Consider the following 24,206-nt stretch of genomic DNA (forward strand, 5'->3'; position numbering starts at 1 on the left):
GCCCTCTCGGCCAATGATAGTTTTTTAATCGTACTAGAATAAAATCCGCTTGCCGAGCTTGCCGCTGTCGTAGATGGCGCAGATCATCTTCTGGGTTTCAAGCGCCTCCTCGCCGGTGATATCCGGCTGAGTGTTCTTTTGTAAAGTACCGTAGAAGTTCTCGATCTGCTTAACGTGGCTTACACCCCAATACTGCTTCTGCTCACCGTAGTGGAATACCTCGTTGGGGTTTTTATCGGCTATCAGGGTTCGGCCGTCGTTAAAGCTGATGGTGGCCTTTTCGCCAACCAGCGTTGCCGTACCCTTCTGGCAGTGCAGCTCCAGCTCTATGGGGGCGTCGGTGGTGTAATAGTTGATGGCAAAGAACGCGGTAAGGATGCCATTTTTAAACTTTATTACCCCTTCGGCGGAATCCTCCACCTCTATGGTGGTGTGGGCACGGTTTGCGATAGAGGCGTCTACATACTCCAGCTCGCCGCCCACAAACCAGCGCATCAGGTCAAGGGTATGGATGGCCTGGTCGATGATGACGCCGCCGCCCTCCTTATCCCATGTACCCTTCCAGTCGCTCTTTTGATAGTAGTCGTCGGAGCGGTTCCATGTAACCGACAGCTTGCCGGAGAAAACCTTGCCCAGCATGCCGCTATCCAAAGCGCTTTTGATAAGCACCGAGCCGGGATTGTAGCGGTTCTGGAAGATCACCCCGAGGGTAACCCCGTTTTGCCGTGCGGTTTTAACCATCTCAACCGCGTCGGCGTAATCGATGGACATCGGCTTCTCGCAGAGGATATGTACCCCATGCTCCGCGGCATAGATGGCCATGGGTGCATGCTCGAAATGCGGCGTGCAGATGTGAATTACCTCGAGCTGCTCAGCTTCAATCATCTGCCGGTAATCGGTATATGCGCGGCAGTTAAATTCCCGCGCGCGCTGCTGGGCAAGCTCGGGCTTACTGTCGCATACCGCAACGAGCTCGCAGCAATCCAAATCTCTCACCGGAGCGGCGTGCATGGGAAAGATGTTCCCGCAGCCGACAATTCCTACTCTATACTTCATTGGTTAGTTACTCCTTTGAATGTTCTAGTAGTTTAAATCTTGTAGTTCTGAGTATGATGATAGCGCAAATTGTCGCCGCCGTCAACGATGGTTTACGCCCACCACATACCGCCCTTATCCTCTTTGATCAGTACCTCCTGCAGAATTGCAATCGCCTTGGTTAACCCCTCATTCGGGCTCATAAGGCTGTCCTCATGCTCGATACTGATGACGTAGTCGTAGCCTACCATGCGCAGCGCGCTGATAATGTCTTTCCAAACCTGATAATCGTGCCCGTAGCCTACGGTGCGGAACACCCACGAGCGCGCGGCCTCGTTACCGTAGTGGCCGGTATCCAGCACACCGTTTACGGCGGTGTTGTAAGGGTCAATCCTGGTATCCTTCGCGTGGAAGTGGAAGATGCAGTCGCCCAGTTCACGAATAACGCGCACCGGGTCCATCCCCTGCCAGAACAAATGGCTCGGGTCGAGGTTCGCGCCGATTTCGGGGCCTACCGCCCTGCGCAGACGCAGCATCGAGGCTGTGTTATACACGCAGAAGCCCGGGTGAAGCTCGAGGGCTATCTTGTTCACACCATGCTGCTTTGCGAAGGGTACAAACGCCTGCCAGTATGGGATAAGCACCTCGTTCCACTGCCACTCCAGCACTGTCGAGAAGTCATCCGGCCACGGGCAGGTTACCCAGTTGGGGTAAAGGGACTGCTCGCTGTCGCCGGGGCAGCCGGAGAAGGTGTTAATCTGGGCAACACCCAGCTTTTCAGCCAGCAGCACGCAGCTTCTAAGGTCGCTGTCAAACGCCCCCGCAATCTCCTTATTGGGGTGAACGGGGTTGCCGTGCACCGAGAGCGCCGAGATCTGCAGACCATACTTATTGATAGTATCCTTAAACCGTTTGAGCGCCGCCTCGTCCTTCAGCAGCACATCGGGGTTACAGTGTGCACGCCCCGGGTAGCCGCCGCAGCCGATCTCCACCATCTCTGCGCCCTTGGACTTTAGGTAAGCAAGGGCATCCTCCAGCGGCTTATCGCCAAGCAGAACCGTAAATACGCCTAGTTTCATTGGTTTTCTTCCCTTTCTTTCACCTGTTAAAAGTTAACACAGATATGGTTGTAGCTGTAGGAGATATCGGTAAGCCCGTCCGGTATTGGATTGTCGTTTTCAATAATGTTTAAAATGTTCAGTTCCTTGGCCAGCTGATAAACCCGTTTGCAGGGAGCTGTTCCCCTGCCGATGGCTGCGGGGTAGCCGCCCGTACCGTCCTTCAGGTGTATCTGCGTGATACGCATACGGTTTTTGCGCATGAATTCGGCAACGTCCTCGCCTGCGGTAAACGCCCAGAAGGTATCCAGCTCCAGCTGAACCTCGGTTTTAGTCAGCAGCTCGTCTATGGCACGAATGCCGTCGATAATTTCAAACTCCTGCACATGATTATGGTAGCACAGGGTAAGCCCTAACTGCCGTACCTTTGGCAGTACGGCATTGATACGTTTCACCAGTGCATCAATGTCTGCCCTCGTGTGCATCTCGGCATACGGTATTACAATAACCTTGTTATGTATGGATTTATTGTAGGCTGCTGTTTCGGCAAGGTGCTGCTCCAGTTCCTCCAGCCCGATATGCGCGCCACAGGGCGTAAGGCCGTATCTGTTCAGCAGCTTCTCCATCTCTTTTGCGGGGATACCGCCAAACCCGGCAAACTCCACCGAGGTAAAGCCCACCTGTGATGCCTGCCGGAGCATATTCTCAAAGTCTTTTTCAGCTTCATCGCGCAGGGTGTAAAGCTGTAAACCCAATTGTCTTCTAATCATGATGATTTTCCTTTCTCGCACTTGCTCGCAAGCGCCAATAGTTCTAGTCAAACATCACCGGTCTTCCCGTTTTGGCGGATTCATAGATGGCCTCGAGAATCTGTGTAACCACAAACGCCTGCTCGGGAGTTACGGTAAGCGGCGTACCTTTAGTTATGGCATTATAAAACGTCTGCGCCTCAATATCCTGCGGCTCCTGAGTGCTGCCATCAAAAAAGGCAACGCCCTGCTGGTTCAGGTCGGGGTGCTCCTCTACCAACGAGTTGTATTTTACATAGTTAAGTCTTAAACCGCTGTTCATATCGGCGCCTGCCTTGGTACCGCAGAGACTGGTCTGGGCCTCGCCGACATCCAGTGAGTTTAATGCCCAGCTGGATTCCAGATGAATGGTTGCACCGTTTTTCATGGTGATAAAGCCAAATGCGGAATCCTCTACCGTATACTCCTGCGGGTTCCAATCGCCCCACGCGTTGGCGGTTTGTGTTTGGCCACCCAGCTTTTTATAAACGCTACCCACCACCATCTTGGGCTCGTAGTTATCCATCATCCAAAGCGTAAGGTCAAGCGCGTGGGTGCCGATATCAATCAGCGGCCCGCCGCCCTGTTCAAATTCATTCAGGAACACGCCCCAGGTGGGTACCGCCCTGCGGCGGATGGCGTGCGCCTTGGCGTAATAGATATTCCCCAGCTCGCCGTTCAAGCATGCCTGTTTTAGATAGGTGCTATCGTTACGGTAGCGGTTTTGATAGCCGATGGTAAGAAGCTTACCGGTCTCCTTTGCGGCGTTTAGCATCTCTTTCGCTTCAGCGGCGGTTTTAGCCATAGGCTTTTCACACATCACATGCTTGCCTGCATGCAGGCTGTCTACCGTAATAAAGCTGTGCGAGCGGTTGGGCGTACACACATGCACGGCTGTGATGCTTTCATCATTTAACAACTCCCGATAGTCGGTATAAACTTTGGCATCCGGCGTGCCGAACTGCTGCTTTGCCAAAACGGCCTTTTCCTCAATAATATCGCAGAATGCCGTCATTTCAACATTACCCAGCTTTTTAAGCGCGGGCATATGCTTGTTGTTTGCGATACCACCACAACCGATAATACCTACCTTTATCTTTTCATTCATTAAAATATCCTCCCTGCATTGCGTATGTGAAATCGATTACACGAGCTGTGAACAAATAACCGATTACGAAAATCGGTTTACCTCATATTAGCATAGCAAAGAATAAATATCAAGCTAAAACATCAAAAACCAAACCGACAGAATGCTTAATTTTTCCGACATTGTTTTGTAGATAAGCAATAGTTTTATAAAAACTAAAAAGATTTATGTTGATATTCACAGATAATCATGGTAAAATAGCTGCATAGCTGTAAACGTTTTCAATTATAGGGTTTGGAGAAGAAGACAGGTAAAACGTCCAACTTAAACTACAGGTAAACTGCACCGGAAAGGGATGGTCATAACATGGCTACCTTAAAGGATGTTGCAAAGCTGGCGGGGGTTTCGGTTGCAACGGCATCCCGCGTGCTGAACAAGAATAAGAATGTTTCTCCCGAAAACTACGACGCAATCATGAGCGCAATGAAAACCCTCAACTACACCCCAAATTATCTGGGGCGCAGCCTGCGTATGAGCAGCAGCAAAAAGATTCTTGTTCTGCTGCCCTCACTTGCCAACCAGTTCTATTCACACATTGTTTTGGGGATAGAGGATGTTGCGGGTGCACACAGCTACAGTGTAATGGTAGCCTCTACGCATGGCGATGCACAGATGGAGGAAAACTACTTCAAGCTGTTGTTTACCAAACTGGTGGACGGCATTATCCTGTTTTCAACCATGCTGAGCGAGGTTCGTCTGAATGAGATTGCCGCCTCATACCCCATTGTGCAATGCTGTGAGTATAAAAACGGTGTAAATGCCTCGCGCGTTATCATTAATAACGAGCAGGCCGCCTATGAAGCGGTTTGCCATATCCTTGACTGTGGGCATACCCGTATTGGGCTGATTGCCTCGGGTAATGAACATTTTACCTCTATTGACCGTATTAATGGTTATAAACGGGCTCTTACTGAACATAATATACCGGTAAACAAGGATTATATCGTTCACGCTTATTATAACTCCCATAAGGCCATGGAGTGCTGTGAAACCCTGATGAACCTGCCAACTCCGCCCACCGCGATTTTCTGCATCTCAGACAGTATGGCGGTAGGCGCCATGCGCAAGCTGTATGAAATGGGGCTTCGCGTATGCGAGGATGTGGCTGTGGTTGGGTTTGACAACACCAGTGTCACCGAGTTTTATTCCCCTTCCATTACCACCATTGCCCAGCCGCGGTATGAGATGGGCACCACCGCCATGGAAATGATGCTGCGGAAGCTGGAGGATGTAAACTCCCCCACCGAGTTTGTCACCATGCCGCATCAGCTCATCATACGGCAGTCTACGGTTAAATAATCTTGATAACACAACTTTTTTGAATAAATGCTTCCTGTATTGCAGAATAGCCATCCGTTGTAAACGGATGGCTATTCTGCGTTTGGGAGGTATGTTTACCTAATTTGGAACTGTCGGATAATGCCGTCGGCCATTTCATCGGCCATTCTCATTGCCTGGCTGCGTATGGCATCGAACTGTGCAACCCCGGCAGCGTACTGGCCTGTGAGTATTTGAACCGCCTCGTCCTCCGTCATTTTAAGGTGTTCGTACAGCAGTGTCTGCCATTCCCTGCGCGTCCAGTTGGGGTTAATCCGGCTCAGAAAATCGGCAAGCTCATCGGCGTTTGCATACCATCTTCTGCGCTGTTCCTGCACGGCTGCCGCGTTCTGCGCTTTCGCAGCATTTACCAGCTGACCGGCTATCATCAGATGGTCGGTTAACAGGGTTCTGAATCGTTCGGCATTCTGTTCGCCGTAAAACGGCCTAAGTACATTAGCAAAATCCACAGGGTTGCGCAGTAAACGGTTTGTAACAAACTGCAGGTCTTCAAGATTAAATGCGGTACTTTCAATAAATGACCGTGTCCAAATCACATGATCCATCCACAGGGTATGCAGGGTATTCATCAGCTGCAATTGTCTGGCCGTTATGCCGTTTGCCATTGGTGTATTTGACTGCATATTCTAAAATCATTCCCTTCTCTGCCAAGTTCTGTCTGTGTTCATCAAGGCTTAATACAGTGTATGTTGTGATGGTTGGTTTTGTAATATTAGGGAGATAACCGACTAAACTTTTATTGCCTGCAAAGTGAAGGAATGATATAATTAATTGAATCAAGAAACCCCCATGGAAAGGACACGAACCTACATGAGTAATTTTGCTGCATTCTCTCCTGCCGATATTCTGGTGCCCGCTGTAAAGGAGCCTGAAAAGTGGAGCGTGGTGGCCTGCGATCAATATACCTCCCAGCCCGAATACTGGCGTGAGACCGCTGACATTGTTGGAGATGCGCCGTCTGCGCTGAATCTGGTGTTCCCCGAAATCTACCTCAAGGATGCAGATTTTGACGCGCGCATAAACCGTATTAACGAGCACATGAACCGTTACATGAGCGACGGCATCTTTCGCGGCTACTCCGAAAGCTATTTTTATATAGAACGCACTATGGCAAACGGTAAGGTTCGCCGCGGGCTGATTGGCAAGATTGACCTCACCCAGTATGACTACAATAAGGGTTCGGAAAGTCTTATCCGCGCTACCGAGGGTACGGTGCTTGAGCGTATTCCGCCCCGTGTTAAGATTAGAGAAAATGCACTGCTCGAACTCCCGCATGTGATGCTGCTCATTGACGACAGGGCTGACAAAGTAATGAGCCATGCCGCCGAAAGGAAGGATAAATACGAGCTGGCTTACGACTTCTGCCTGATGCAGAACGGGGGCCGGGTAAGGGGCTGGAAACTGGACGAGTATGCCGAAGCATTTGTTGATGCCGACCTAAAGGATTTAGCAGACCCTGGAGCATTCGAAAAGAAATATGGTGTAACGGGCAAAAAGGTTCTGCAGTTTGCGGTTGGTGACGGAAACCATTCGCTGGCTACCGCCAAGGAATGCTATAACCGACTTACTGCCCACCTCACCCCAGAGGAAGCACTCAACCACCCCGCACGTTATGCTTTGGTGGAGCTTGTGAACCTGCACGACCCCGCGCTGGAATTCGAGGCGATTCATCGCGTGGTGTTTGGTGTTAACCCCGAGCACCTGCTGAATGAACTCTTCAAGCGTTACGAGTGTGTTTATGCCGCCGCCGAAGGGCAGCGCTTTGACTATGTAACCAAGGACAAGTGCGGCACCATTACCGTTAAGAACCCTGCCAGCGCTCTTGCGGTGGGTACGCTGCAGCTGTTTTTAGATGATTATCTTGCACGCTTCGGCGGCAGGATTGACTATATCCACGGCAAGGATGTTACGGAATCGCTTGCGCGGGAGGATGGAAATATCGGCTTTATACTGCCTGCGATGGAGAAGCCCGACCTGTTTAGAACCGTAATACTGGACGGCGCTCTGCCGCGGAAGACCTTCTCGATGGGCGAAGCGTGCGAAAAGCGGTTTTACTTAGAGGCCAGAAGGATACGGTAAGCTACAATTTTAACGAAATCAGATTTAGAAAACGTGTTTAATTAAAATCGGTATTATCGGAGATTATAACGGCTGCCCCTCGCACCTGGCAACCAACGAAGCCATCAGTCACTGTGCCCGCAGCTTATCCATTCAGGCTGATGCTGTTTGGGTTTTCACAGAAGGCTTGGAGCAAAACACCTCAGCCAAGCTGAGCGGTTTTGATGCCTTATGGTGCGCACCGGGAAGCCCTTATAAAAGCATGAATGGCGCCGTTGCGGGAATTCAATTCGCCCGTGAGCATGACTACCCTTTCATCGGAACCTGTGGCGGTTTTCAGCACGCGGTAGTTGAGTATGCGCGGAATGTGCTGAAGATAGAAGAACTTAAGCATGCTGATTTTGACATCTACGCGCCGAACAGCGTTATTACACCGTTAACCTGTTCGCTGATGGGCTTAACCGGAGATGTCCACATTTTGAGCGGCACACAAGTTTCTGCAATATATAGTGATGTAATAGCCGAGGAGAAATACACCTGCAATTTCGGTGTCAGCGCGGATATAAAAGAAAGACTGGATCGGTCAGGCTTGAAAGTAGTTGGCACCGACGATAACGGTGAAACTCGAATTGTTGAACTGGGCGGTAAGACCTTTTATATAGCAACACTGTTACAGCCGCAGCTCAGTTCTACCCCCGAACACCCCCACCCGCTTATACTGGCATACCTGCGGGCTGCCTTGGCTTTTCATAACGGCAGGCAGAATTGAGAAATCGTCAACCAGGGCTTTATATTTCCCCCGAGTACAATCCGTAAGAGAGGATGGATATCAGGTATGGCGGAATGCAAAGAATGCTACAGCGCACACAGCCGTATTACGCCGCTTTTGGAGCCGAGAAACTGTTTGGAGAACCACACCCAGTATATCTGCGGCACCTGCGGCCGGTGCATCTGCATAGACCGCGACGAAAAGCGAGGGGTGCAGCGGTGGAACTTTCCCTTTAAAACCTTAGAGACTGCAAAGCTCTACCTGCGCACCGCCGATGCCTCCATGAAAAAACCCTGCGGTATTTATGAGATTACCGATAAGAACGGCAGAAGGTCGTATAAAATATTCAGTGACTGTGAAGCTTTAACGGCATATCTAGCCAAAAACCGTGATAAGCGCTGCGAAACCAAGGCTCCATTATATCAGCGGGAAACCTACGAGGAGATGCCGGATACACAGATTAGAAGGCTCACTCAGCAGGAGGTTGAGCAATATCTGTTGGAACAGCAGAAGAATAACGGGTATTAAAAAGCAGCCGGTATATATCTTAAAAGAAGAATACCTCATGATTTTGGATTTAAAAAGAGCTTGATACGCAAAGCGGCGCCCCGAAAGAATATCTTTCGGGGCGCCGTATATTATATATGTTCTTTTTACAGGCTCATACCAAGCTCTATTGCAGCAAGGTTACTCTCAATCAGTTGTGCCTTCTTAGGCGGAACACACTTGGCAAGCGACTTCTTAACAGCGTCCATAGAAGCAAACCGGGTTTCCTTGAGCAGCTTGCCGAGGATAATCATATTGGCTAGGCCGTGAAAACCCTTTTCGTCGGCAAGTGCGGTTGCCTCAATGTAGTAAACGGTAATATCGGTGCGATTGCACTTCTGGCTGATAAGGGTACTGTCTACTACCACAACACCGCCCGCTTCCACACTGTCGATAAACTTATCGTAGGAAGGGGTGTTCATTACGCCGAGGACGTTGGGATTTACCACCAGCGGTGAACCGATTGGCTCATCCGAGATGCAGATGCTGCAGTTGGCGGTACCGCCGCGCATTTCCGGGCCGTAGGAGGGCAGCCACGAGATCTCTTTCTCGTCAATCAGCCCGGCATAGGCCATAACCTTGCCTGCGAACAGGATGCCCTGACCGCCGAATCCCGCGAGGATGGTGTTTAATGTCTTCATACTACAGTGTCCCCTCCTCTGTCTTATCCTTATAAACGCCCAGAGGATAGTAGGGTATCATGTTGCCTCTCAGCCATTCAAAAGCGTCGGAAGGCGATAAGCCCCAGTTGGTGGGGCAGGTGGAGAGTACCTCGATAATCGAGAAGCCCTTCTCATTGATCTGTGCTTCAAAGGCCTTTTTAATGGCCTTTTTGGCATTGCGCACATTGGGTACATTATCTACCGAAACACGCTCTGCATAGGCGACACCGTCGAGGGTAGAGAGCATCTCGCAGATGCGCACGGGGTGGCCCGCTGTGGCAACGTCACGGCCATAGGGGGTGGTTTGTGTAACCTGGTTCGGCAGTGTGGTGGGAGCCATCTGGCCGCCCGTCATGCCGTAAATTGCGTTGTTTACAAAGATGATGGTGATATTCTCGCCTCTGGTGGCGGAGTGAACGGTTTCGGCGGTGCCGATGGCGGCGAGGTCGCCGTCGCCCTGATAGGTGAATACCACGTTTTCGGGAATGGCTCTTTTTAAGCCGGTGGCAACCGCCGGTGCTCTGCCGTGCGGGGCCTCCACCATATCGCAGTTGAAATAATCATATGCCATAACGGCGCAGCCAACGGGCGCTACGCCAACGGTTTTGCCCTCGATACCCAGCTCGTCGATTACCTCGGCCACCAGACGGTGAATGATGCCATGCGTACAGCCGGGACAGTAGTGAAACGGCCGGTCGGCAAGTGCGTGCGGCTTTTGAAATACGATAGCCATTTATATCATTCCTTTCATAATCTGCTTTCAGCGCTTGAAAGATTTGCCCTTCAAGCTATTTACCCGCCAGCTTCTTAATCTGCTCCAGTACCTCGGCGGGGGTGGGAATTACGCCGCCGGTGCGGCCAAAGAATTCAACCGGCTTTTTGCCGTTTACAGCCAGGCGTACATCCTCAACCATCTGGCCCATGCTCATCTCTACGCACAGGAATTTCTGCACCTTATCGGCTGCTGCGGCAATCTCCTTCTCGGGGAACGGCCAAAGGGTGATGGGGCGAATGCAGCCGACCTTAATACCAAGTGCGCGCGCAGAATTAACGGCACTCTTCACGATTCTGGAGGTAGCACCGTATGTCACTACCGCAACCTCTGCATCCTCCATCTTATAGTTTTCAACCATTACCTCGTTTGCCTTAACGATGTCGTAACGCTTAAAGCGCTCTACTACATGCTTCTCCAGCTCAGGCGCCTGAAGGTAAAGGGAGTTTACAACGTTATGGGCACGCTTGCCCTGATGACCGTTCGTTGCCCAAGGCTTCTCTACCTTCGCAACCTCGGCCTTTTCGGGGAACTCTACCGGCTCCATCATCTGCCCGAGCATACCGTCGGCCAGAATCATCGCGGGCATACGGTATTCGTCGGCCTTATCGAAGGCCTTGAAGATCAGCGATACCATCTCCTGCACCGTAGAAGGGGCAAAAACCAGCAGCTGATAATCGCCGTGACCCAGCGCCTTGGTTGCCTGCCAGTAGTCGGCCTGAGAGGGCTGAATGCCGCCGAGGCCAGGGCCTCCGCGCTGCACATTGATTAAAACGCAGGGAAGGTCGGAGCCCGCTATGTAGGAAACGCCCTCCGACTTTAAGCTGATGCCCGGAGAGGAAGAGGAGGTCATGGCGCGAACGCCCGCTGAGGCGGCGCCGAGCACCATGTTAATGGCGGCAATCTCCGATTCCGCCTGAAGGAAGGTGCCCCCTATCTTGGGCATCTTTTTTGCCATATATGCCGAAAGCTCGGTCTGCGGTGTAATGGGGTAACCGAAGAAGTGGCGGCAGCCTGCCTGTATAGCGGCCTCGGCCATTGCTTCATTGCCCTTCATAAGTACTCTTTCGCTCACTGTATTTCACTACCTTTCCACTATAATTGCAACGTCGGGGCACATCGTGGCACACATTGCGCAGCTGATACATTTATCCCCGTCAATAACCTCGGCGGGATGGTAGCCCTTAGCGTTAATGTGTTCATCCGATAGCTTCAGAATCTTTTTGGGGCAGCTTATCACACACAAGCCGCAGCCCTTACAGATGTTCTCGTTGATGGTAACCTTATTCATTCTAAACACCGTTCCTTTCCGGGAATTGTGCGGTTTCGGCTTTAGCCGAAATTTCGGTTGCTAACCGAAAAGCACAAAACCCTAGTTTGAAAGATTTATCTTTCAAACTTTGCACCTCCAAATCATTATTTATCCCAATGTCCTTTTAGGCCCTTTATATCGCCTAATCCCAGACACTCTTAACATAGATATCGACCGGATAGATATTTTCAACCTTACCCTGCAGCTCATCTGCAAATGGCCGAACCGCGGCGGTACAGATAAGCGGCAATTTCAGTTTATCGCACACCTGCTGTGCAAACTCTGCCGAAGCTACAATGTCCTTTGCCTCGGTGCCGCGCGCAAGGTTTGAATTGTTTACCACACCCGTTGCCTTTAAACGCGAGGCGGCCTCGATCTCACACAGCAGCTCGCAGGCCTCTTCGGCGGAACGTGTCAGATAACGGTAGCGGTTTATCACATACAGCATGCTGTAGCTTATCCGCTCAAAGTGCGCGCGGAACATACCCAGCGCCACCGCGCCTGCGTCGTCGCCGCCCACATCGAAGATCACATAGCCTTCCTTCTGTGCAAACACCGAGAAAACCTCGGCAGAGAGCACGGGAAGATCTAAGTTCGAGTTTGCAAACGGCGGAGCAATAAGGGTAATGCCCTGCTCTTCAAACAGCTTTCTGAAATCGGCGGTACGGAAATAGGGGTTTACAATATCCAGGTCAACCACCGTAACCGGTAATCCCTGCTTGCGAAGGTCGAAGGCAAGGTTTACGGCAAGATTGGTTTTGCCGCTGCCGTAATGGCCGGTAACCACGATATAGCGTTCCAAGCCCAGCACTACGAGCACCGCCTTTCATACAACACCATCTGAATACTGACTTAATTATTATAGCACCAATAAACACTTTATTCAATAAAAGCGCACTGCTAAAAATATACTAACTGTTGCGTTTGGATAAACCATTTTAGATGATAATATACAAAAAGCGCTTGGATTTGCCCACCCTATTCCCCATAATCATGCAAATAGGTTGAGTTCTAGACATCAACTTTTATGAACAAACGTGCATATTTTAGTGTTTCTGTGTTGAAGAGCTACCATTCAAATGGTATAATAAATTAGCATAGAACCTGTTTGAGATTTTTTTAACAATCTTCGTGTGCTTGGGGGATTATTTATGACTGTAGCCGATATTATCAAGCTTTTAAATGCCACCGTCATCTGCGGTGAAGAGTATGTTCAGCGAGAGGTACATAACGCCTGCGGCTCTGATATGATGAGCGATGTACTCGCTTATGTGAAGGATCAGTCGGTGCTGTTAACCGGCCTTGTAAACCCTCAGGTAATACGCACCGCCGATATGATGGATATGGTATGCGTCGTGTTTGTGCGCGGCAAGGAACCGGACGCAGCCATGATTGAACTGGCCAACGAACGGCATCTTGTGCTTTTAAAAACCGACTGCCGCATGTTTTCCGCCTGCGGTATCCTTTATAGCAGCGGCTTGAGCGGAGGAACGGATTGATGGCGGAGATAATCAGCTTAAGCTATGATGTGCCGGGCGATGATTTTACCCGTGCGGGTGAAGCCTCCAGCAACATGAAAAAGCTGCTGAAAAAGCTTGGCGTAAGCCAGGAGGCCATCCGCCGCGCGGCAATCGCGATGTATGAGGGCGAAATCAATATGGTGATTCACGCAAACGGCGGCGTGATTGATGTTAAGGTAGACGAGGATAAGATTATTATGGTGCTAAAGGATACCGGCCCCGGTATCCCCGATATAGAGCTTGCTATGACCGAGGGCTACTCTACCGCACCCGACAATGTACGCACACTGGGGTTTGGCGCCGGTATGGGATTACCCAATATGAAAAAATACACGGACGAGATGACGGTGGATAGCACCGTTGGGGTAGGTACGACAGTAACCATGGTGGTAAACCTGTAAAACCGCCTGTTCACCATCCGCCCGATACGGAGGGATGTATTGTGCCCGAACAATTCTTTCATTCAGTAACACTGGATGCCAATAGATGCCAAGGCTGTACGCACTGTATTCAGCGCTGCCCTACCGAGGCCATAAGGGTACGCGACGGAAAGGCGTATATCATCTCCAATCGTTGCATTGATTGCGGTGAATGTATTCGTGTTTGCCCGCATCACGCAAAGAAGCCGGAATTTGACAGCCTTGATGTTTTAAACAGCAAGAAGTATAAGGTTGCCCTGCCTGCCCCCTCACTTTACGGGCAGTTCAACCACTTAGACGATGTAGATATTCTGTTATCCGGCCTGTTGAAGATGGGCTTTGACGATGTATTTGAGGTTTCACGAGCCGCAGAGATTATTTCTGACGCCACGCGCCGCCTGATGGATCAGGGTAAGCTGAAAAAGCCTGTAATCAGCTCTGCCTGCCCGACGGTGGTACGCCTTATCCGCGTACGCTTCCCCGAGCTGCTGGGCAATCTGTTGCAGCTAAAAGCCCCTATCGAGCTTGCCGCAAAGATGGCGCGCGAGGAGGCGGTTAAGAAAACCGGCCTTGCACCGGAGGATATCGGGATTATCTTTATCTCGCCCTGCCCCGCCAAGGTTACGGCTGTAAAAATGCCGCTGGGGGTATATAAGAGCAGCGTTGACGCCGTTGTAGCGATTAAGGATGTTTACACACGACTGCTTCCGTATATGAAAGAGGTGGCCGGTTCCCCCGAACCGCTGAGCGCCTCTGGCAGAATGGGTATCAGCTGGGCATCAAGCGGCGGCGAGGCCTCTGCCATGCTTAATGAAAATTATCTGGCGGCCGATGGCATTGAAAATGTTATAGAGGTATTGGAGGCGCTGGAGGACGAGAAGTTTTCCGACCTTGATTTTATTGAACTCAACTCCTGCCCCGGTGGGTGTGTGGGCGGCGTACTGACGGTGGAAAACCCCTATGTGGCCCGCACACGTTTAAAGCGCCTGCGTAAATACCTGCCGGTCTCCTGCAATCGCATGGATGACAAGTTATCTGATAAGATTAACTGGGAGCGCAGTATTGAATACGCCCCCGTGATGGAGCTAGCCGACAATGTAAGCGACGCCATGCATATGCTCAAGGAGTTGGAGCGCATTGCCGCCACCTTCCCGGGTATCGACTGCGGTTCCTGCGGCGCCCCCACCTGCAGGGCGCTTGCCGAGGATATTGTGCGCGGCAAGGCCACCGACAGCCTGTGCATCTATCGCCTGCGTGAGCGGATGCAGTCCCTTACCAATGAGCTTTCGCAGCTGGAGGAAAAGACCCATTAGCCAAAGATTTTGTTGGAAAGAAGAAAACTGCCCCGGGCGCTCACCTGTAAATCCTAAATATAATAAGAGGACAAAATGATGATACAGCTAAAGACAAAGCGGCTGCGTATTGTTCCCTTAACCACCGAGCAGTTGGGGGAGTACATCAAAAAGCCGCAGGCAGACGAGCATATGGCACAAGCGCTGAATGAGATGTATAACGGCTGCGTTGAGCACCCGAAGGACTGGCTTTGGTATACCAACTGGCTTATATATCTGAATTCGGACAATACGCCCATAGGCAGCCTCGGCTTTAAGGGTTGCCCGGTAAACGGGGCTGTTGAAATCGGCTATGGCATTGATGAACCCTATCAAAATCAAGGGTATGCAACAGAGGCCGTAAAGGCGATGCTGGCATGGGCATTCGGCCATCAGGGCGTTTACTTTGTTACCGCCGAAACCGAGAAGGACAATGCAGCCTCAATTCAAGTATTGAAGAAGAACGGCTTTGCCCCTGCGGGCGAAGGCAAGGAAGGCCCATTGTGGGAGCTTGAAAAACCCGTTACGAGCTGCATGGCTATTTATATGTGCCTTGGTTTTAGTGTAGGCTTGTCTTTTGGCGCTGCCTTTAAAAACATCGGAGTTGGTTTTTCTATTGGAATGTGTATTGGGCTTGCCTTAGGTGCCGCCATTGACGCACAGGATCGGGCAACACGCGAAAGGTTAAAAAAAGAGAGGCAATAAATTTACTCACGCAAAGTTATTACCCCTTCGCTTATTTGTGGAATCAGTTTAGTTCTTTGCGGCGTAGAATTTCAGATAATCCTTAATGCAGCCTTGCCTTAGGGTATGACCGCCGTCAAACTGGGTTAATTCCGATTTTATACCCCGCTTCTGCAGGGCTTCGTACAAGGATTTTACAGACGGGGAGAAGGAATCGTCATTCTTCCCTACATCAAGGTAGACAGTCAGCTTATCAAAGCCCTTTTCTTTATCGAATTTTGCAATATCTACGATATTATCAAAATTGTCATTTGGAAACAGCCATTTCTCCAGTTGCTTATCAGAATAATCTTTGGATGCCACCGCAGCACTGTAGCCGCCAACCTTGCTGAATAAATCGGGGTGGTGGAACCCAACGCGAAGGGCTATCATACCGCCCATTGAGAAACCCCCGATATACCTGCCGTCGGATGACGTTTTGGTGAAATAATGAGTATCGATGTAGGAGATTAACTCCTTGCTCAAATACTGGTCGATATTTCGTTCGCTGAACTTCCCATCGTCCGCTTTATCCTTCTGAATTTCTTGGAGCGTGGCATCCTTGATATAGGGGAATACCATAATAAGCGGCTCAATCTCACCGTTATCGATTAGTTCATCTGCCCCTTTGGCGGCACCGGCTTCGTCTATCCACATGTTTTCATAAGAGCCGTGACCATGCAGCCCGTACCACACCGGGTATTCCTGCCCGTTACCATAGCCCTTGGGAAGATAGAGCATAACAGGCATAGACTTACCCATATATTCACTTTCCACCGACAGCTTAACTATCTGAGACTCTTTTAACGGATCACTGACGCTTGCAGTGCGGAGGGTGGCGGCACTTTTACCGGCACAGCCAAAAAGTGAAAGGCTTATCAGCAACGTTAACAGAATTACCGTGTTTTGAAATACTTTGCTGGTTTTCTTTGATGTCATAATATTTTCCGGTTTTACGAAGCTTCTTGTGGATTTGTAAAGCACGCCGTCATAAAGCCGAAAGTCACCCCCTATAATACCTGATTATACCATGTTTCTCAAATAAAATATATAAGATACATTCTAAACACCCTGGAGGTATAACCAATGACTGTTAAGGAGCTCTCTGAAAAAACCGGCTTTCGCATTCTGGCAGGAAACGAAAGCCTGAACAATACTGCAAAGCATATCTACACCTGCGACCTGTTAAGCCTTGTAATGGGCAGGGCACAGCAGGACGACGCCTGGATTACCGTAATGGGCAACGTAAATTCCATTGCGGTGGCGGTGCTTGCCGATGTGGCCTGTATCATTCTTGCGGAGGGCATGATGCTCGACGCCGACGGGTTGAAGAAGGCCACCGAGCAGGATGTTGCCGTGCTTGCAAGTACCCTTCCCGTGTATGAAACTGCGCAGAAGGTTGCAGAATTTATTTAATACATTGTGAACATTCGTTTGAATAAACAGTTTGGCAAAGAAAACATGGCCTTATTGACATAAAGCCGGAAAGGCGCCGCTGCGATGATAAAACGTTTGGCGTACGACCTGCATATTCATTCCTGCCTTTCGCCCTGCGGGGATAACGAAAGCACCCCCAACAACATTCTGAATATGGCGCACCTGAACGGGCTGGATGTAATAGCGCTTACCGATCACAACTCCTGCAAAAACTGCCCCGCTATCATTGAGGCGCGTGACCGTATGGAACTGCCGATTTTAGTACTCCCCGGCATGGAGCTGTGCACCGCCGAGGAGATTCATGTGGTATGCCTGTTTGATACCCTCGAAAAGGCCATGAGCTTTGATGAGTATGTATACACCAAAACCATGCCGGTACTCAACCGCCCTGAGAAATTCGGTGAACAGCGGATACTCGACAGTATGGATGAGCTTATAAGCACAGAACCCCGCCTGCTGGTAACGGCGGCGGATATACCTGTGACCGAGGTGGGTGGCTTGATGGAGCGATTCGGAGGCGTGGCCTTTCCCGCACATATCGACCGCCCCTCCTACTCTATCATTTCGGCGCTGGGCGAAATTCCGCCGGAATGTACCTTCCAAACGGCTGAGGTTTATGATATTACCAAGCACCCGACCCTTGCCGCCGCACACCCTGCATTAACCCGCATGCGGATTGTTACCAACTCGGATGCACACTACCTTTGGGATATCTCGGAGGGAGAACGGCAGCTTTCAGCAGCAAGCAGAACACCTGCCGCGGTGCTGGATTATCTGCGCGGATTATAAAATCTTAAGCCTTGAAAAACATATGTTTGCATTTCTGCTCTGTTTATGCTATGATTGACTTAACCAAAGAGGCAATATATTAACCTTCAAAAAATTCATCCCGAAAGGAATGCGGAAGATGAGAACAGTATCGGTTACCGCACTAAGGGTATATGAGTATATTGTGGAGCGTGCTGCCGACGGGGTACCCCCTTCGGTGCGTGAGATCTGCACGGAGCTGCAGATTAAATCTACCTCCACCGTGCATAAGTATTTAAAGGAGCTTGAATCGGCCGGGTATATCGAACGCGAATACAACCAGAACCGCTCCATTAAAATTAACACCGAGAAGGTGCTGCAGGTGCCGATTTTGGGCAACGTTGCGGCGGGTACGCCGATTCTGGCGATAGAGAATATCGAGGGCTATGTGCCGTTTCGTGCAAAGGGGTACCGGTCCGGAGACCTGTTTGCGCTGAATGTGCGCGGCGACAGTATGATTGAATGCGGCATCTTGGATGGCGACATTGTGATTGCACGCAAAACCACCTATGCCGATAACGGTGAGATTGTGGTGGCGCTGCTGGATGACTCTGCTACCGTAAAACGCTTTTTCAAAGAGAAGGGGCACTTCCGCCTGCAGCCGGAGAATGAGCGCTTGCAGCCGATTATTGTAAATGAGGTTGCTATCCTGGGACGGGTAATCGCGAACGTACGGTTGTACGAGTAGTAAACGGTTTTAAACTGCCGGTCGTAAGCTGAACTTAATAAAGAATGAAAACTGGCTGCTTCCCTGCACAGTTGTGTAAGGAGGCAGCCAGTTTCTATATGTAGCTCAGTTAAGGGGGGCCACCACCGTAGGTGTAGCATCTTTTACAATGATAATACCATCGTAGCTTTTTCGGGGAATCATTTGAAGGGTATAGAAAGAACCGTTTATCTTCTGCCAGTCGTTAAATTCCGAGCCGACGCTGCCCATGGTAAGCCTTTGATTCAGAATACCGTTAAGTGTATCGTTTTTTTCGGCATCTTTAAAGCTTAGGTAAAACACATTACCGTCAAGGTTTATAAATTGTTCGGTAAGAACGTTTGAGTTTTTTAGGGTGAAGTTTTTCACCTCACCGCCCGACGTAACCGCGCGGAAGGTAGTGTTGTAAAAATCGGTACCAATGGCAAAATAGCCGCTGCCGAATTCATCGGAAAGGTATTTTCCCATAGAGGTATACCCGTAAGCCGCCGAGGATTTATCAATATGCCCGTTGTGCCCGGCTATAAAAATCATGCCCGCTTGTTCGTAGTCCAGTATCCACTTCACCTTTTGGGCCATATACTGGTCGCGCAACTGAGCATAACTTGCACTAGAGGTTTGCAGCGTGGCATTCTCGCCAATACACTGCGCATACTGCAAGGCAAGGACAAACTCCTTTTCACTGGAGAGGCTTACATATTGCGCTTGGTTGGCTGTCATAAGGGTTATGAGCTTTTGAGCTGATTCCTTACCCGCCTTCACCTTCTCTTTATCCTGATCATACACAGTTTCATCATTTAAGTCGGCAAAAAATGTTTTATACTCGGCACAGGTTTTAGCGTCTACCTTTTCAAGGTAATTAAACAAGCCCGCCTTGTTGTTGTCAAAGCGCTGCATATCAAAACCATAAAACCTTATTTTATCGCCCTCCTGAGCGCCTGCATTAAAATCACGAATCCATCGGATTAAATCAGCCATCTCTTTGGTGCGGTAAATTCCGAACCCAATCTGTGCCGCGGCCTCTTCTGCGGTTCCTTCACCGGTTTGCACAAACTCGTTTACCCTTTGGCACCCGCCAAAATCACCTTCCAGCGCAAACACCCGGCAATGATTGTTCTGCACCAGCGCTTGAAAAACCTCTTTTTTAAGGGTTTGAAACTCCACATTGCCGTGTGTTGCTTCCCCCAAGCCCACAATTCTTACGCTGTCATCGGCGTTCAGATCGCTGATGTTAGTCAGGTACTCACTGATATTTGCCACTTTAACTGTTTTGGCGCAGCTGGCTAATAATAACGCAAGCGATAGTGTGATTAACACAAACAGAAAACCGAATTTTTTCAAAAAACTGCACCCTTTCCTTTTGCACTAACTATGTTGTTCTTTGGTTTCAGCTAAAAACCGTTTGTAAGAGCGCCTTGCCATAATCGCCAAACAGCCGTTGAAGATTGCAGCGGCTAAGAACAGGAACATCGGCAACACACGCATTAAGGCAAACGGCAATTCAATTAAAAACGCAAGCCAGAAGCTGGACCCCTGCTTCTCCCAAAGGCCAGGAGTTAAAAAAATCGGAGAGTTTAGCGGCTTGATAGTGATATAGGAGTAAACTGACAGCAGCACCAGTGAAACAATACACTGCCGCTGAAAACTGATATAACGCTGAGCCTTGGAGGTTATATCAGAGAATATATCCTCTGCTGCGTTCTCTCTCACGGGCAGAAAATACTGTCTGCCGGAGTATTTGGTTCCGTAAACATGCCGCCAGCCGCTGTCTTCGAACATAGTAACATAGTTATTAAAATCGTATTGGTTTTTAAAAACACGGTAATCAATGCGATAGTTCGTATCCTTTGGCGCTTCGTTTACGAAGTGATAGAACCCCAGACATGAGCTTTTGAAAAAACGGCAGCCTTTCTTGGCTTGAGAATTGAGGTATTGTTCTTCTTTTGCAAAGTCTATAAAGATTTTAAATTGCTTCATTTCTCACCCCTCCTAAAACCCGATGGTTCCGGCAACTGTTATGATATGCCGCAGCCTTTCAATTTCAAGCCGCAGAACCTCTTTACCGGTTTCGGAAATCCGGTAGAGCTTGCGCCGCGCGTCGGTAGACGGCACATTTTCAATCAGCTTTTGACTTAGTAAATTCTCTAAGGCACCGTACATGGTGCCCGCCGCGATGCGAACCCTTCCCCCGCTCAACTCCTCAGCCTTCTGCATGATGTAGTAGCCATGCGCAGGCTGCGTTAACGCAAGCATGATATACAACGTTGTTTCAGTTAACGGCAGGTACTTCGTTAGATTCATTATTAATCCCTCGATATTCAGTTCAACTATACAGTTTAACTGTATAGTATGATTATATACAGTTAAACTGTATATGTCAATAGGCAAATCATAACCCCAGCAGCTATAGATAAGCCCCTGTGGTTTCTTGATTAATAAAAAGAATACCCGCCATACATAAACGGCTCATCCCGTTTATGCATGGCGGGTATGTTATAAACTAATCTTCGTACTTTATCTTTACGACAGATAATAATACATTGGCTTACTGTTTTACAAAATTCGCCTCGCGAATCTTATCGGCACAAAGCTTCAGGTAATATTCGAAGATACTCTTACCAAGGTGGGTGTACTCTGTGTCGTTGGCTTTTTTGCACAATGCCGCAAACTCCTTACCGATAGAAGTGGAGTTTGAAACCTCTGAACGCGTGCAGAGCAGATACATGGAAAAAGCGCCGGAGGTTTGTATCTCGTCGTAGAACTCGCGGTCGCGCAGGCTGATCTGCTCATAAAACAGGTTTTGTGCCGACTGTGCATCTATTGCATTAGGAAGCCCGTTTTCAAGGCAGACATCCACCGTGAAGGTAATCAGCAGCCGTATCTGCAGCAGCAGTTCCTGATCCTTGAGGCCGTGCGTAAAAATGTCATGGGAAAACACCGTTTCCACCAGCTGCACCGCAAGCCGTTTGGAACGCTCGATGTTGCCATTATCGTGTTCAGCCTTAATAATCCCGGCAAGCTCATCCAGCTCCTCCGAGTTGCCGGCAGCTTCGTCCGGCTCGTTCTCCTCCCCGGCTATTTTAATATCACTGTCTCCCGTGTCCTCCACCACAGCCAGTTTGAACCTGCGCTGCAAGCGGTTTGAAACCACTAACACCATGCCCATTGTCATTAGAATTAATAGTGCAACAAGAAGCTCCATCCGTTCTCTCCCCCGAAGCATTTATGTCTTTTGAACTGCAACCTGTTCCAGTGCCCTTGCAAGCTGGTCTGGGCAGGAGGTGTTTCTGTGCCCACACCGTATCCCCTTAAGCCTGTCTATTACATCGCTGATGCGAGCGCCCTTTACCAATGCCGAAATCCCCTGCGCATTGCCGCTGCAGCCGCCCACAAAGCGAACCTCATTGATAATCCCTTCGTCACTGATATCCAGCTCTATTGTCATAGAGCACACACCCGAAGGCTTGTATGTATATTTCAACTTAAATTCATCCTTATTCTATTATATAATACACGCCATAAAGTAATTCTATACGTTTTTGTTTTAAAACGCTACTCGATGCGCGTTTTGATGCCGGTTTTATCCTTATGCGAAAGCAGGGCGTCCAGTGCGTATTCCGGTGTATGGCAGACGCCTATGGGGTTGGGTATGCCGCGGTACATACCGTGGAAATCGCTGCCGCCGGTAACAAGCAGCCCATACTCCTTGGCCGTTTCGGCAATCGTCGCACTTACCGCTTCAGAGTTATCCGGGTGCCACAGCTCCACGCCATCGATCAGGCGTTCCTTTGCGGCCTTTGCCATAAAAGCCATACTGTCGTAGGTGGCCGGGTGCGCAAGCACCGCTATGCCTTCCGCCTCATGAATCAGGTCAAGCACCTCATACACCGAGGGGCGTGTAAAATCGGTGTAGCAGCTGCCGTCCGGCTCGTGAAACAGCTCATGATAAACCCGGCCGAACAGAGAGTCGGCATAGCCGAGGTCCATCAGTGCGTTCATGACATGCACCCGATAGATAATCTTGCTGCCTGCCGTATAGCGAAGCACATGCTCAAGGGTTACGGGGTAAATGCGCATTACCTTTTTGAGCATCTCGCTGCCCGCGTTCTTGCGCTCCTCCTGTATGCGGATAAAAAGACGCTCCAGACGTTCGGGGAACTTGGGAAGATAACAGAGCATATGTACCTTACGCCCCGTATCCGGGTCGATGCTTGATATCTCGCAGCCCGGCACAATCTCAACGCCATAACGCTTGCCCAATATCTTGGCACGCATTACACCGGACATGGTGTCGTGGTCGGTAACAGCCAGAAACGAAAGCCCTGCGCGTTTCGCGTAAGCGATTACCTCTTCTATTCCCATCGAGCCGTCGGATATCCTAGTGTGGCAGTGAAGATCGCCTTTCATGTTATTCCCCTCTTTTCACCCGGCATTAACGATTGTTACTTCATTTCCCCCATGTTGCTACAAATATTATTAATATATTATACAACTAAATAATGTATTAGCGCAAGGTTTTTTGAGTTGGGCGCATGTATAATACAGGTAAAACGGCCGAAATAATCCTGTGATTAATCTTATTCGGGCACGTCCGGTTTTAAGACCACTGCCTATAAAACGACATTGCACTAAGAAAAACGACAAGTATAGCAAACCCCAGAGGTAAACCATAGCGTTACAATGGTATTACATTAGTATTATTTAAGTATTTGTAAACATATTGTTTTATGGCTATACTTACCCAGGAGGTTATGATACCGGTGTATATATTGAAAACTATTATGCATCATATCAAGTTGCAAGAGGGGGCAGTTTTAAAATACGATTAACAAATCAATCATCAGTGAATGCCCCTGTCACCGGAGGTTCTATCGCAATTTACAACTAATATATAGAGGGGGTTGGCAAGGTGAGTAGATTAATAAATCACAAAAAAAACCTGTTGCTTTTGATTATAGGTTTTTGCATAATACTTTTTACGGTAATTGTTTGTATAACCCAATTTGCATCGAAGTTTACTTTTCCGGTAGACAGAAACAGCCTTGCCGCATCCGCAGAGTTGAACTTCACAGACAACTATGTTATTTTCCCGTTAAAAGCGGATACCAATGTATATGCTGCATTGGACGGAACAGTGTCTTACGTTGGATCAGATGAGACCACAAAAACATATAAAATCGTCATTGACCATGCAAACGGGCTTCAAACGGTATACAGTGCTCTGGATGAAAACCGTATCAAGGTTTCAAAAGGCGATAATGTCAAAAAAGGAAGTACTATTGCCACTATCGCTGCTAATGTTAATGAGGAAAAGAATTTGGACATGACTATCTTTAACAGTTGCCTGAAGTTTGACCTGCTGAAAGACAGCAAAGCGATTAACCCCAGTAACGCATTGCATATTTATAACTGAAGCCTAATCAAAACCACCAGTTAAACTGGTGGTATGCACCAGCCCTAAAAGGGCATATTACTGGCACAGCGTCTCAAGACGCACTGAATGGTTCCGCCAACCGCATTACTATTACGGGCAGCCGCTAAAGCGGCTGTTCGTTTTTCATGCCTTTGTTTCCTTGCTACCCGTGAACGGGTCTATGTATTCTTTGAATGATATTTGATCTGAAGCTATGTCTTCTTGTAATTGGTTTTTGATATATTCTTCAATTACTTTTGCATTTCTTCCTACTGTATCAACATAATATCCTCTGCACCAGAAATGCCTGTTCCCATACTTATACTTCAAATTTGCATGCCTATCAAATATCATTAAAGAACTCT

General features: G+C 49.2%; 30 protein-coding genes. 12 read left to right on the forward strand and 18 right to left on the reverse strand.

All coding sequences use genetic code 11. From position 1 onward, the window contains the following. Positions 1–33 precede the first annotated feature (33 nt). The 4 genes from BLR50_RS10900 to BLR50_RS10915 form a co-directional block, all read right to left on the reverse strand. On the reverse strand, positions 34–1,056 hold the full coding sequence (locus tag BLR50_RS10900; protein WP_092641993.1) for a Gfo/Idh/MocA family protein: 1,023 nt from the start codon (positions 1,054–1,056) through the stop codon (positions 34–36). Positions 1,057–1,148: 92 nt separating this feature from the next. After that, positions 1,149–2,114: a sugar phosphate isomerase/epimerase family protein gene (locus BLR50_RS10905; RefSeq protein WP_092641996.1), complete on the reverse strand. Its 966-nt coding sequence runs from the start codon at positions 2,112–2,114 to the stop codon at positions 1,149–1,151. A 26-nt stretch (positions 2,115–2,140) separates the two neighbouring features. Then, a complete protein-coding gene (locus tag BLR50_RS10910) occupies positions 2,141–2,863 on the reverse strand; it encodes a sugar phosphate isomerase/epimerase family protein (protein WP_092642000.1) in 723 nt (240 codons plus the stop codon). A 43-nt stretch (positions 2,864–2,906) separates the two neighbouring features. Next, a complete protein-coding gene (locus BLR50_RS10915) occupies positions 2,907–3,989 on the reverse strand; it encodes a Gfo/Idh/MocA family protein (RefSeq protein WP_092642003.1) in 1,083 nt (360 codons plus the stop codon). 345 nt (positions 3,990–4,334) lie between these two features. On the opposite strand from BLR50_RS10915, the gene BLR50_RS10920 reads away from it, so the two are divergent. Further along, a complete protein-coding gene (locus BLR50_RS10920; protein WP_092642007.1) occupies positions 4,335–5,327 on the forward strand; it encodes a LacI family DNA-binding transcriptional regulator in 993 nt (330 codons plus the stop codon). Between the two features lie 95 nt (positions 5,328–5,422). Here the strand turns inward: BLR50_RS10920 and BLR50_RS10925 are convergent, their stop codons facing one another. Continuing rightward, a complete protein-coding gene (locus tag BLR50_RS10925; protein ID WP_242871747.1) occupies positions 5,423–5,989 on the reverse strand; it encodes an acetylglutamate kinase in 567 nt (188 codons plus the stop codon). Between the two features lie 187 nt (positions 5,990–6,176). Here BLR50_RS10925 and BLR50_RS10930 point away from each other — a divergent pair, with 187 nt between their 5' ends. From BLR50_RS10930 to BLR50_RS10940, 3 genes are all read left to right on the forward strand, one after another. Then, complete coding sequence (locus BLR50_RS10930) at positions 6,177–7,445, forward strand: DUF1015 domain-containing protein (RefSeq protein ID WP_092642013.1); 1,269 nt, start codon at positions 6,177–6,179, stop codon at positions 7,443–7,445. 52 nt (positions 7,446–7,497) lie between these two features. Further along, positions 7,498–8,193: a CTP synthase C-terminal region-related (seleno)protein gene (locus BLR50_RS10935; protein ID WP_278278003.1), complete on the forward strand. Its 696-nt coding sequence runs from the start codon at positions 7,498–7,500 to the stop codon at positions 8,191–8,193. Between the two features lie 66 nt (positions 8,194–8,259). After that, the gene (locus BLR50_RS10940; RefSeq protein WP_092642020.1) at positions 8,260–8,721 is read left to right on the forward strand and encodes a hypothetical protein; all 462 of its coding nucleotides are present in this window, start codon (positions 8,260–8,262) and stop codon (positions 8,719–8,721) included. A 125-nt stretch (positions 8,722–8,846) separates the two neighbouring features. Here BLR50_RS10940 and BLR50_RS10945 read toward each other — a convergent pair whose 3' ends face one another. The 5 genes from BLR50_RS10945 to BLR50_RS10965 form a co-directional block, all read right to left on the reverse strand. Then, positions 8,847–9,380 (reverse strand): 2-oxoacid:acceptor oxidoreductase family protein, encoded by a 534-nt coding sequence (locus BLR50_RS10945; RefSeq protein WP_092642024.1) that lies wholly within the window; start codon positions 9,378–9,380, stop codon positions 8,847–8,849. Between the two features lies 1 nt (position 9,381). Then, positions 9,382–10,134, reverse strand: coding sequence for a thiamine pyrophosphate-dependent enzyme (locus BLR50_RS10950; protein ID WP_092642027.1), 753 nt, complete (start codon positions 10,132–10,134; stop codon positions 9,382–9,384). A 55-nt stretch (positions 10,135–10,189) separates the two neighbouring features. Continuing rightward, on the reverse strand, positions 10,190–11,248 hold the full coding sequence (locus tag BLR50_RS10955; protein WP_092642030.1) for a 3-methyl-2-oxobutanoate dehydrogenase subunit VorB: 1,059 nt from the start codon (positions 11,246–11,248) through the stop codon (positions 10,190–10,192). 9 nt (positions 11,249–11,257) lie between these two features. Further along, complete coding sequence (locus BLR50_RS10960) at positions 11,258–11,464, reverse strand: 4Fe-4S dicluster domain-containing protein (RefSeq protein WP_092642033.1); 207 nt, start codon at positions 11,462–11,464, stop codon at positions 11,258–11,260. Between the two features lie 163 nt (positions 11,465–11,627). Next, positions 11,628–12,296, reverse strand: a complete 669-nt coding sequence (locus BLR50_RS10965) for a nucleotide-binding protein (RefSeq protein WP_242871748.1) — start codon at positions 12,294–12,296, stop codon at positions 11,628–11,630. Between the two features lie 340 nt (positions 12,297–12,636). Between BLR50_RS10965 and BLR50_RS10970 the strand changes: the two genes are divergently transcribed. From BLR50_RS10970 to BLR50_RS10985, 4 genes are all read left to right on the forward strand, one after another. Beyond that, positions 12,637–12,984: a DRTGG domain-containing protein gene (locus BLR50_RS10970; RefSeq protein ID WP_092642036.1), complete on the forward strand. Its 348-nt coding sequence runs from the start codon at positions 12,637–12,639 to the stop codon at positions 12,982–12,984. After that, positions 12,984–13,406, forward strand: a complete 423-nt coding sequence (locus BLR50_RS10975; protein ID WP_092642039.1) for an ATP-binding protein — start codon at positions 12,984–12,986, stop codon at positions 13,404–13,406. The genes BLR50_RS10970 and BLR50_RS10975 overlap by 1 nt, the downstream gene beginning before the upstream one ends. A 41-nt stretch (positions 13,407–13,447) precedes the next feature. After that, a complete protein-coding gene (locus tag BLR50_RS10980) occupies positions 13,448–14,737 on the forward strand; it encodes a [Fe-Fe] hydrogenase large subunit C-terminal domain-containing protein (protein ID WP_341465420.1) in 1,290 nt (429 codons plus the stop codon). A gap of 75 nt (positions 14,738–14,812) precedes the next feature. Further along, positions 14,813–15,460 carry a GNAT family N-acetyltransferase gene (locus BLR50_RS10985; RefSeq protein ID WP_092642045.1) on the forward strand — a complete coding sequence of 216 codons (648 nt, stop codon included), beginning with the start codon at positions 14,813–14,815 and terminating at the stop codon, positions 15,458–15,460. Between the two features lie 48 nt (positions 15,461–15,508). On the opposite strand, the gene BLR50_RS10990 is transcribed toward BLR50_RS10985, so the two are convergent. Continuing rightward, positions 15,509–16,417 carry an alpha/beta hydrolase gene (locus tag BLR50_RS10990; RefSeq protein ID WP_092642048.1) on the reverse strand — a complete coding sequence of 303 codons (909 nt, stop codon included), beginning with the start codon at positions 16,415–16,417 and terminating at the stop codon, positions 15,509–15,511. Positions 16,418–16,564: 147 nt separating this feature from the next. Between BLR50_RS10990 and BLR50_RS10995 the strand changes: the two genes are divergently transcribed. The 3 genes from BLR50_RS10995 (at position 16,565) to lexA (ending at position 18,410) form a co-directional block, all read left to right on the forward strand. Further along, positions 16,565–16,894 (forward strand): DRTGG domain-containing protein, encoded by a 330-nt coding sequence (locus BLR50_RS10995; RefSeq protein ID WP_092642051.1) that lies wholly within the window; start codon positions 16,565–16,567, stop codon positions 16,892–16,894. 84 nt (positions 16,895–16,978) lie between these two features. After that, the gene (locus BLR50_RS11000) at positions 16,979–17,704 is read left to right on the forward strand and encodes a PHP domain-containing protein (protein WP_242871749.1); all 726 of its coding nucleotides are present in this window, start codon (positions 16,979–16,981) and stop codon (positions 17,702–17,704) included. 118 nt (positions 17,705–17,822) lie between these two features. Continuing rightward, positions 17,823–18,410, forward strand: coding sequence for a transcriptional repressor LexA (gene lexA / locus BLR50_RS11005; RefSeq protein ID WP_092642054.1), 588 nt, complete (start codon positions 17,823–17,825; stop codon positions 18,408–18,410). 105 nt (positions 18,411–18,515) lie between these two features. Here lexA and BLR50_RS11010 read toward each other — a convergent pair whose 3' ends face one another. The 6 genes from BLR50_RS11010 to BLR50_RS11035 all read right to left on the reverse strand — a co-directional run bounded on the left by BLR50_RS11010 (position 18,516) and on the right by BLR50_RS11035 (position 22,835). Continuing rightward, complete coding sequence (locus tag BLR50_RS11010; RefSeq protein ID WP_092642057.1) at positions 18,516–19,769, reverse strand: erythromycin esterase family protein; 1,254 nt, start codon at positions 19,767–19,769, stop codon at positions 18,516–18,518. A 24-nt stretch (positions 19,770–19,793) separates the two neighbouring features. Continuing rightward, positions 19,794–20,405: a DUF2812 domain-containing protein gene (locus tag BLR50_RS11015; RefSeq protein ID WP_092642060.1), complete on the reverse strand. Its 612-nt coding sequence runs from the start codon at positions 20,403–20,405 to the stop codon at positions 19,794–19,796. A gap of 12 nt (positions 20,406–20,417) precedes the next feature. Further along, positions 20,418–20,729 carry a PadR family transcriptional regulator gene (locus tag BLR50_RS11020; protein WP_092642063.1) on the reverse strand — a complete coding sequence of 104 codons (312 nt, stop codon included), beginning with the start codon at positions 20,727–20,729 and terminating at the stop codon, positions 20,418–20,420. A 244-nt stretch (positions 20,730–20,973) separates the two neighbouring features. Continuing rightward, positions 20,974–21,630: a hypothetical protein gene (locus BLR50_RS11025; RefSeq protein ID WP_143008103.1), complete on the reverse strand. Its 657-nt coding sequence runs from the start codon at positions 21,628–21,630 to the stop codon at positions 20,974–20,976. Positions 21,631–21,651: 21 nt separating this feature from the next. Further along, positions 21,652–21,909 (reverse strand): TIGR03905 family TSCPD domain-containing protein, encoded by a 258-nt coding sequence (locus BLR50_RS11030; RefSeq protein ID WP_092642067.1) that lies wholly within the window; start codon positions 21,907–21,909, stop codon positions 21,652–21,654. 71 nt (positions 21,910–21,980) lie between these two features. Beyond that, a complete protein-coding gene (locus BLR50_RS11035; protein WP_092642069.1) occupies positions 21,981–22,835 on the reverse strand; it encodes a PHP domain-containing protein in 855 nt (284 codons plus the stop codon). 502 nt (positions 22,836–23,337) lie between these two features. Here BLR50_RS11035 and BLR50_RS11040 point away from each other — a divergent pair. After that, complete coding sequence (locus BLR50_RS11040; protein ID WP_162840411.1) at positions 23,338–23,841, forward strand: M23 family metallopeptidase; 504 nt, start codon at positions 23,338–23,340, stop codon at positions 23,839–23,841. 144 nt (positions 23,842–23,985) lie between these two features. Here the strand turns inward: BLR50_RS11040 and BLR50_RS11045 are convergent. Continuing rightward, the coding region (locus BLR50_RS11045) for a transposase (protein WP_205408691.1) at positions 23,986–24,206 on the reverse strand (221 nt) is incomplete at its 5' end.

Source organism: Acetanaerobacterium elongatum (assembly GCF_900103835.1).
GTDB lineage: Bacteria > Bacillota > Clostridia > Oscillospirales > Ruminococcaceae > Acetanaerobacterium > Acetanaerobacterium elongatum.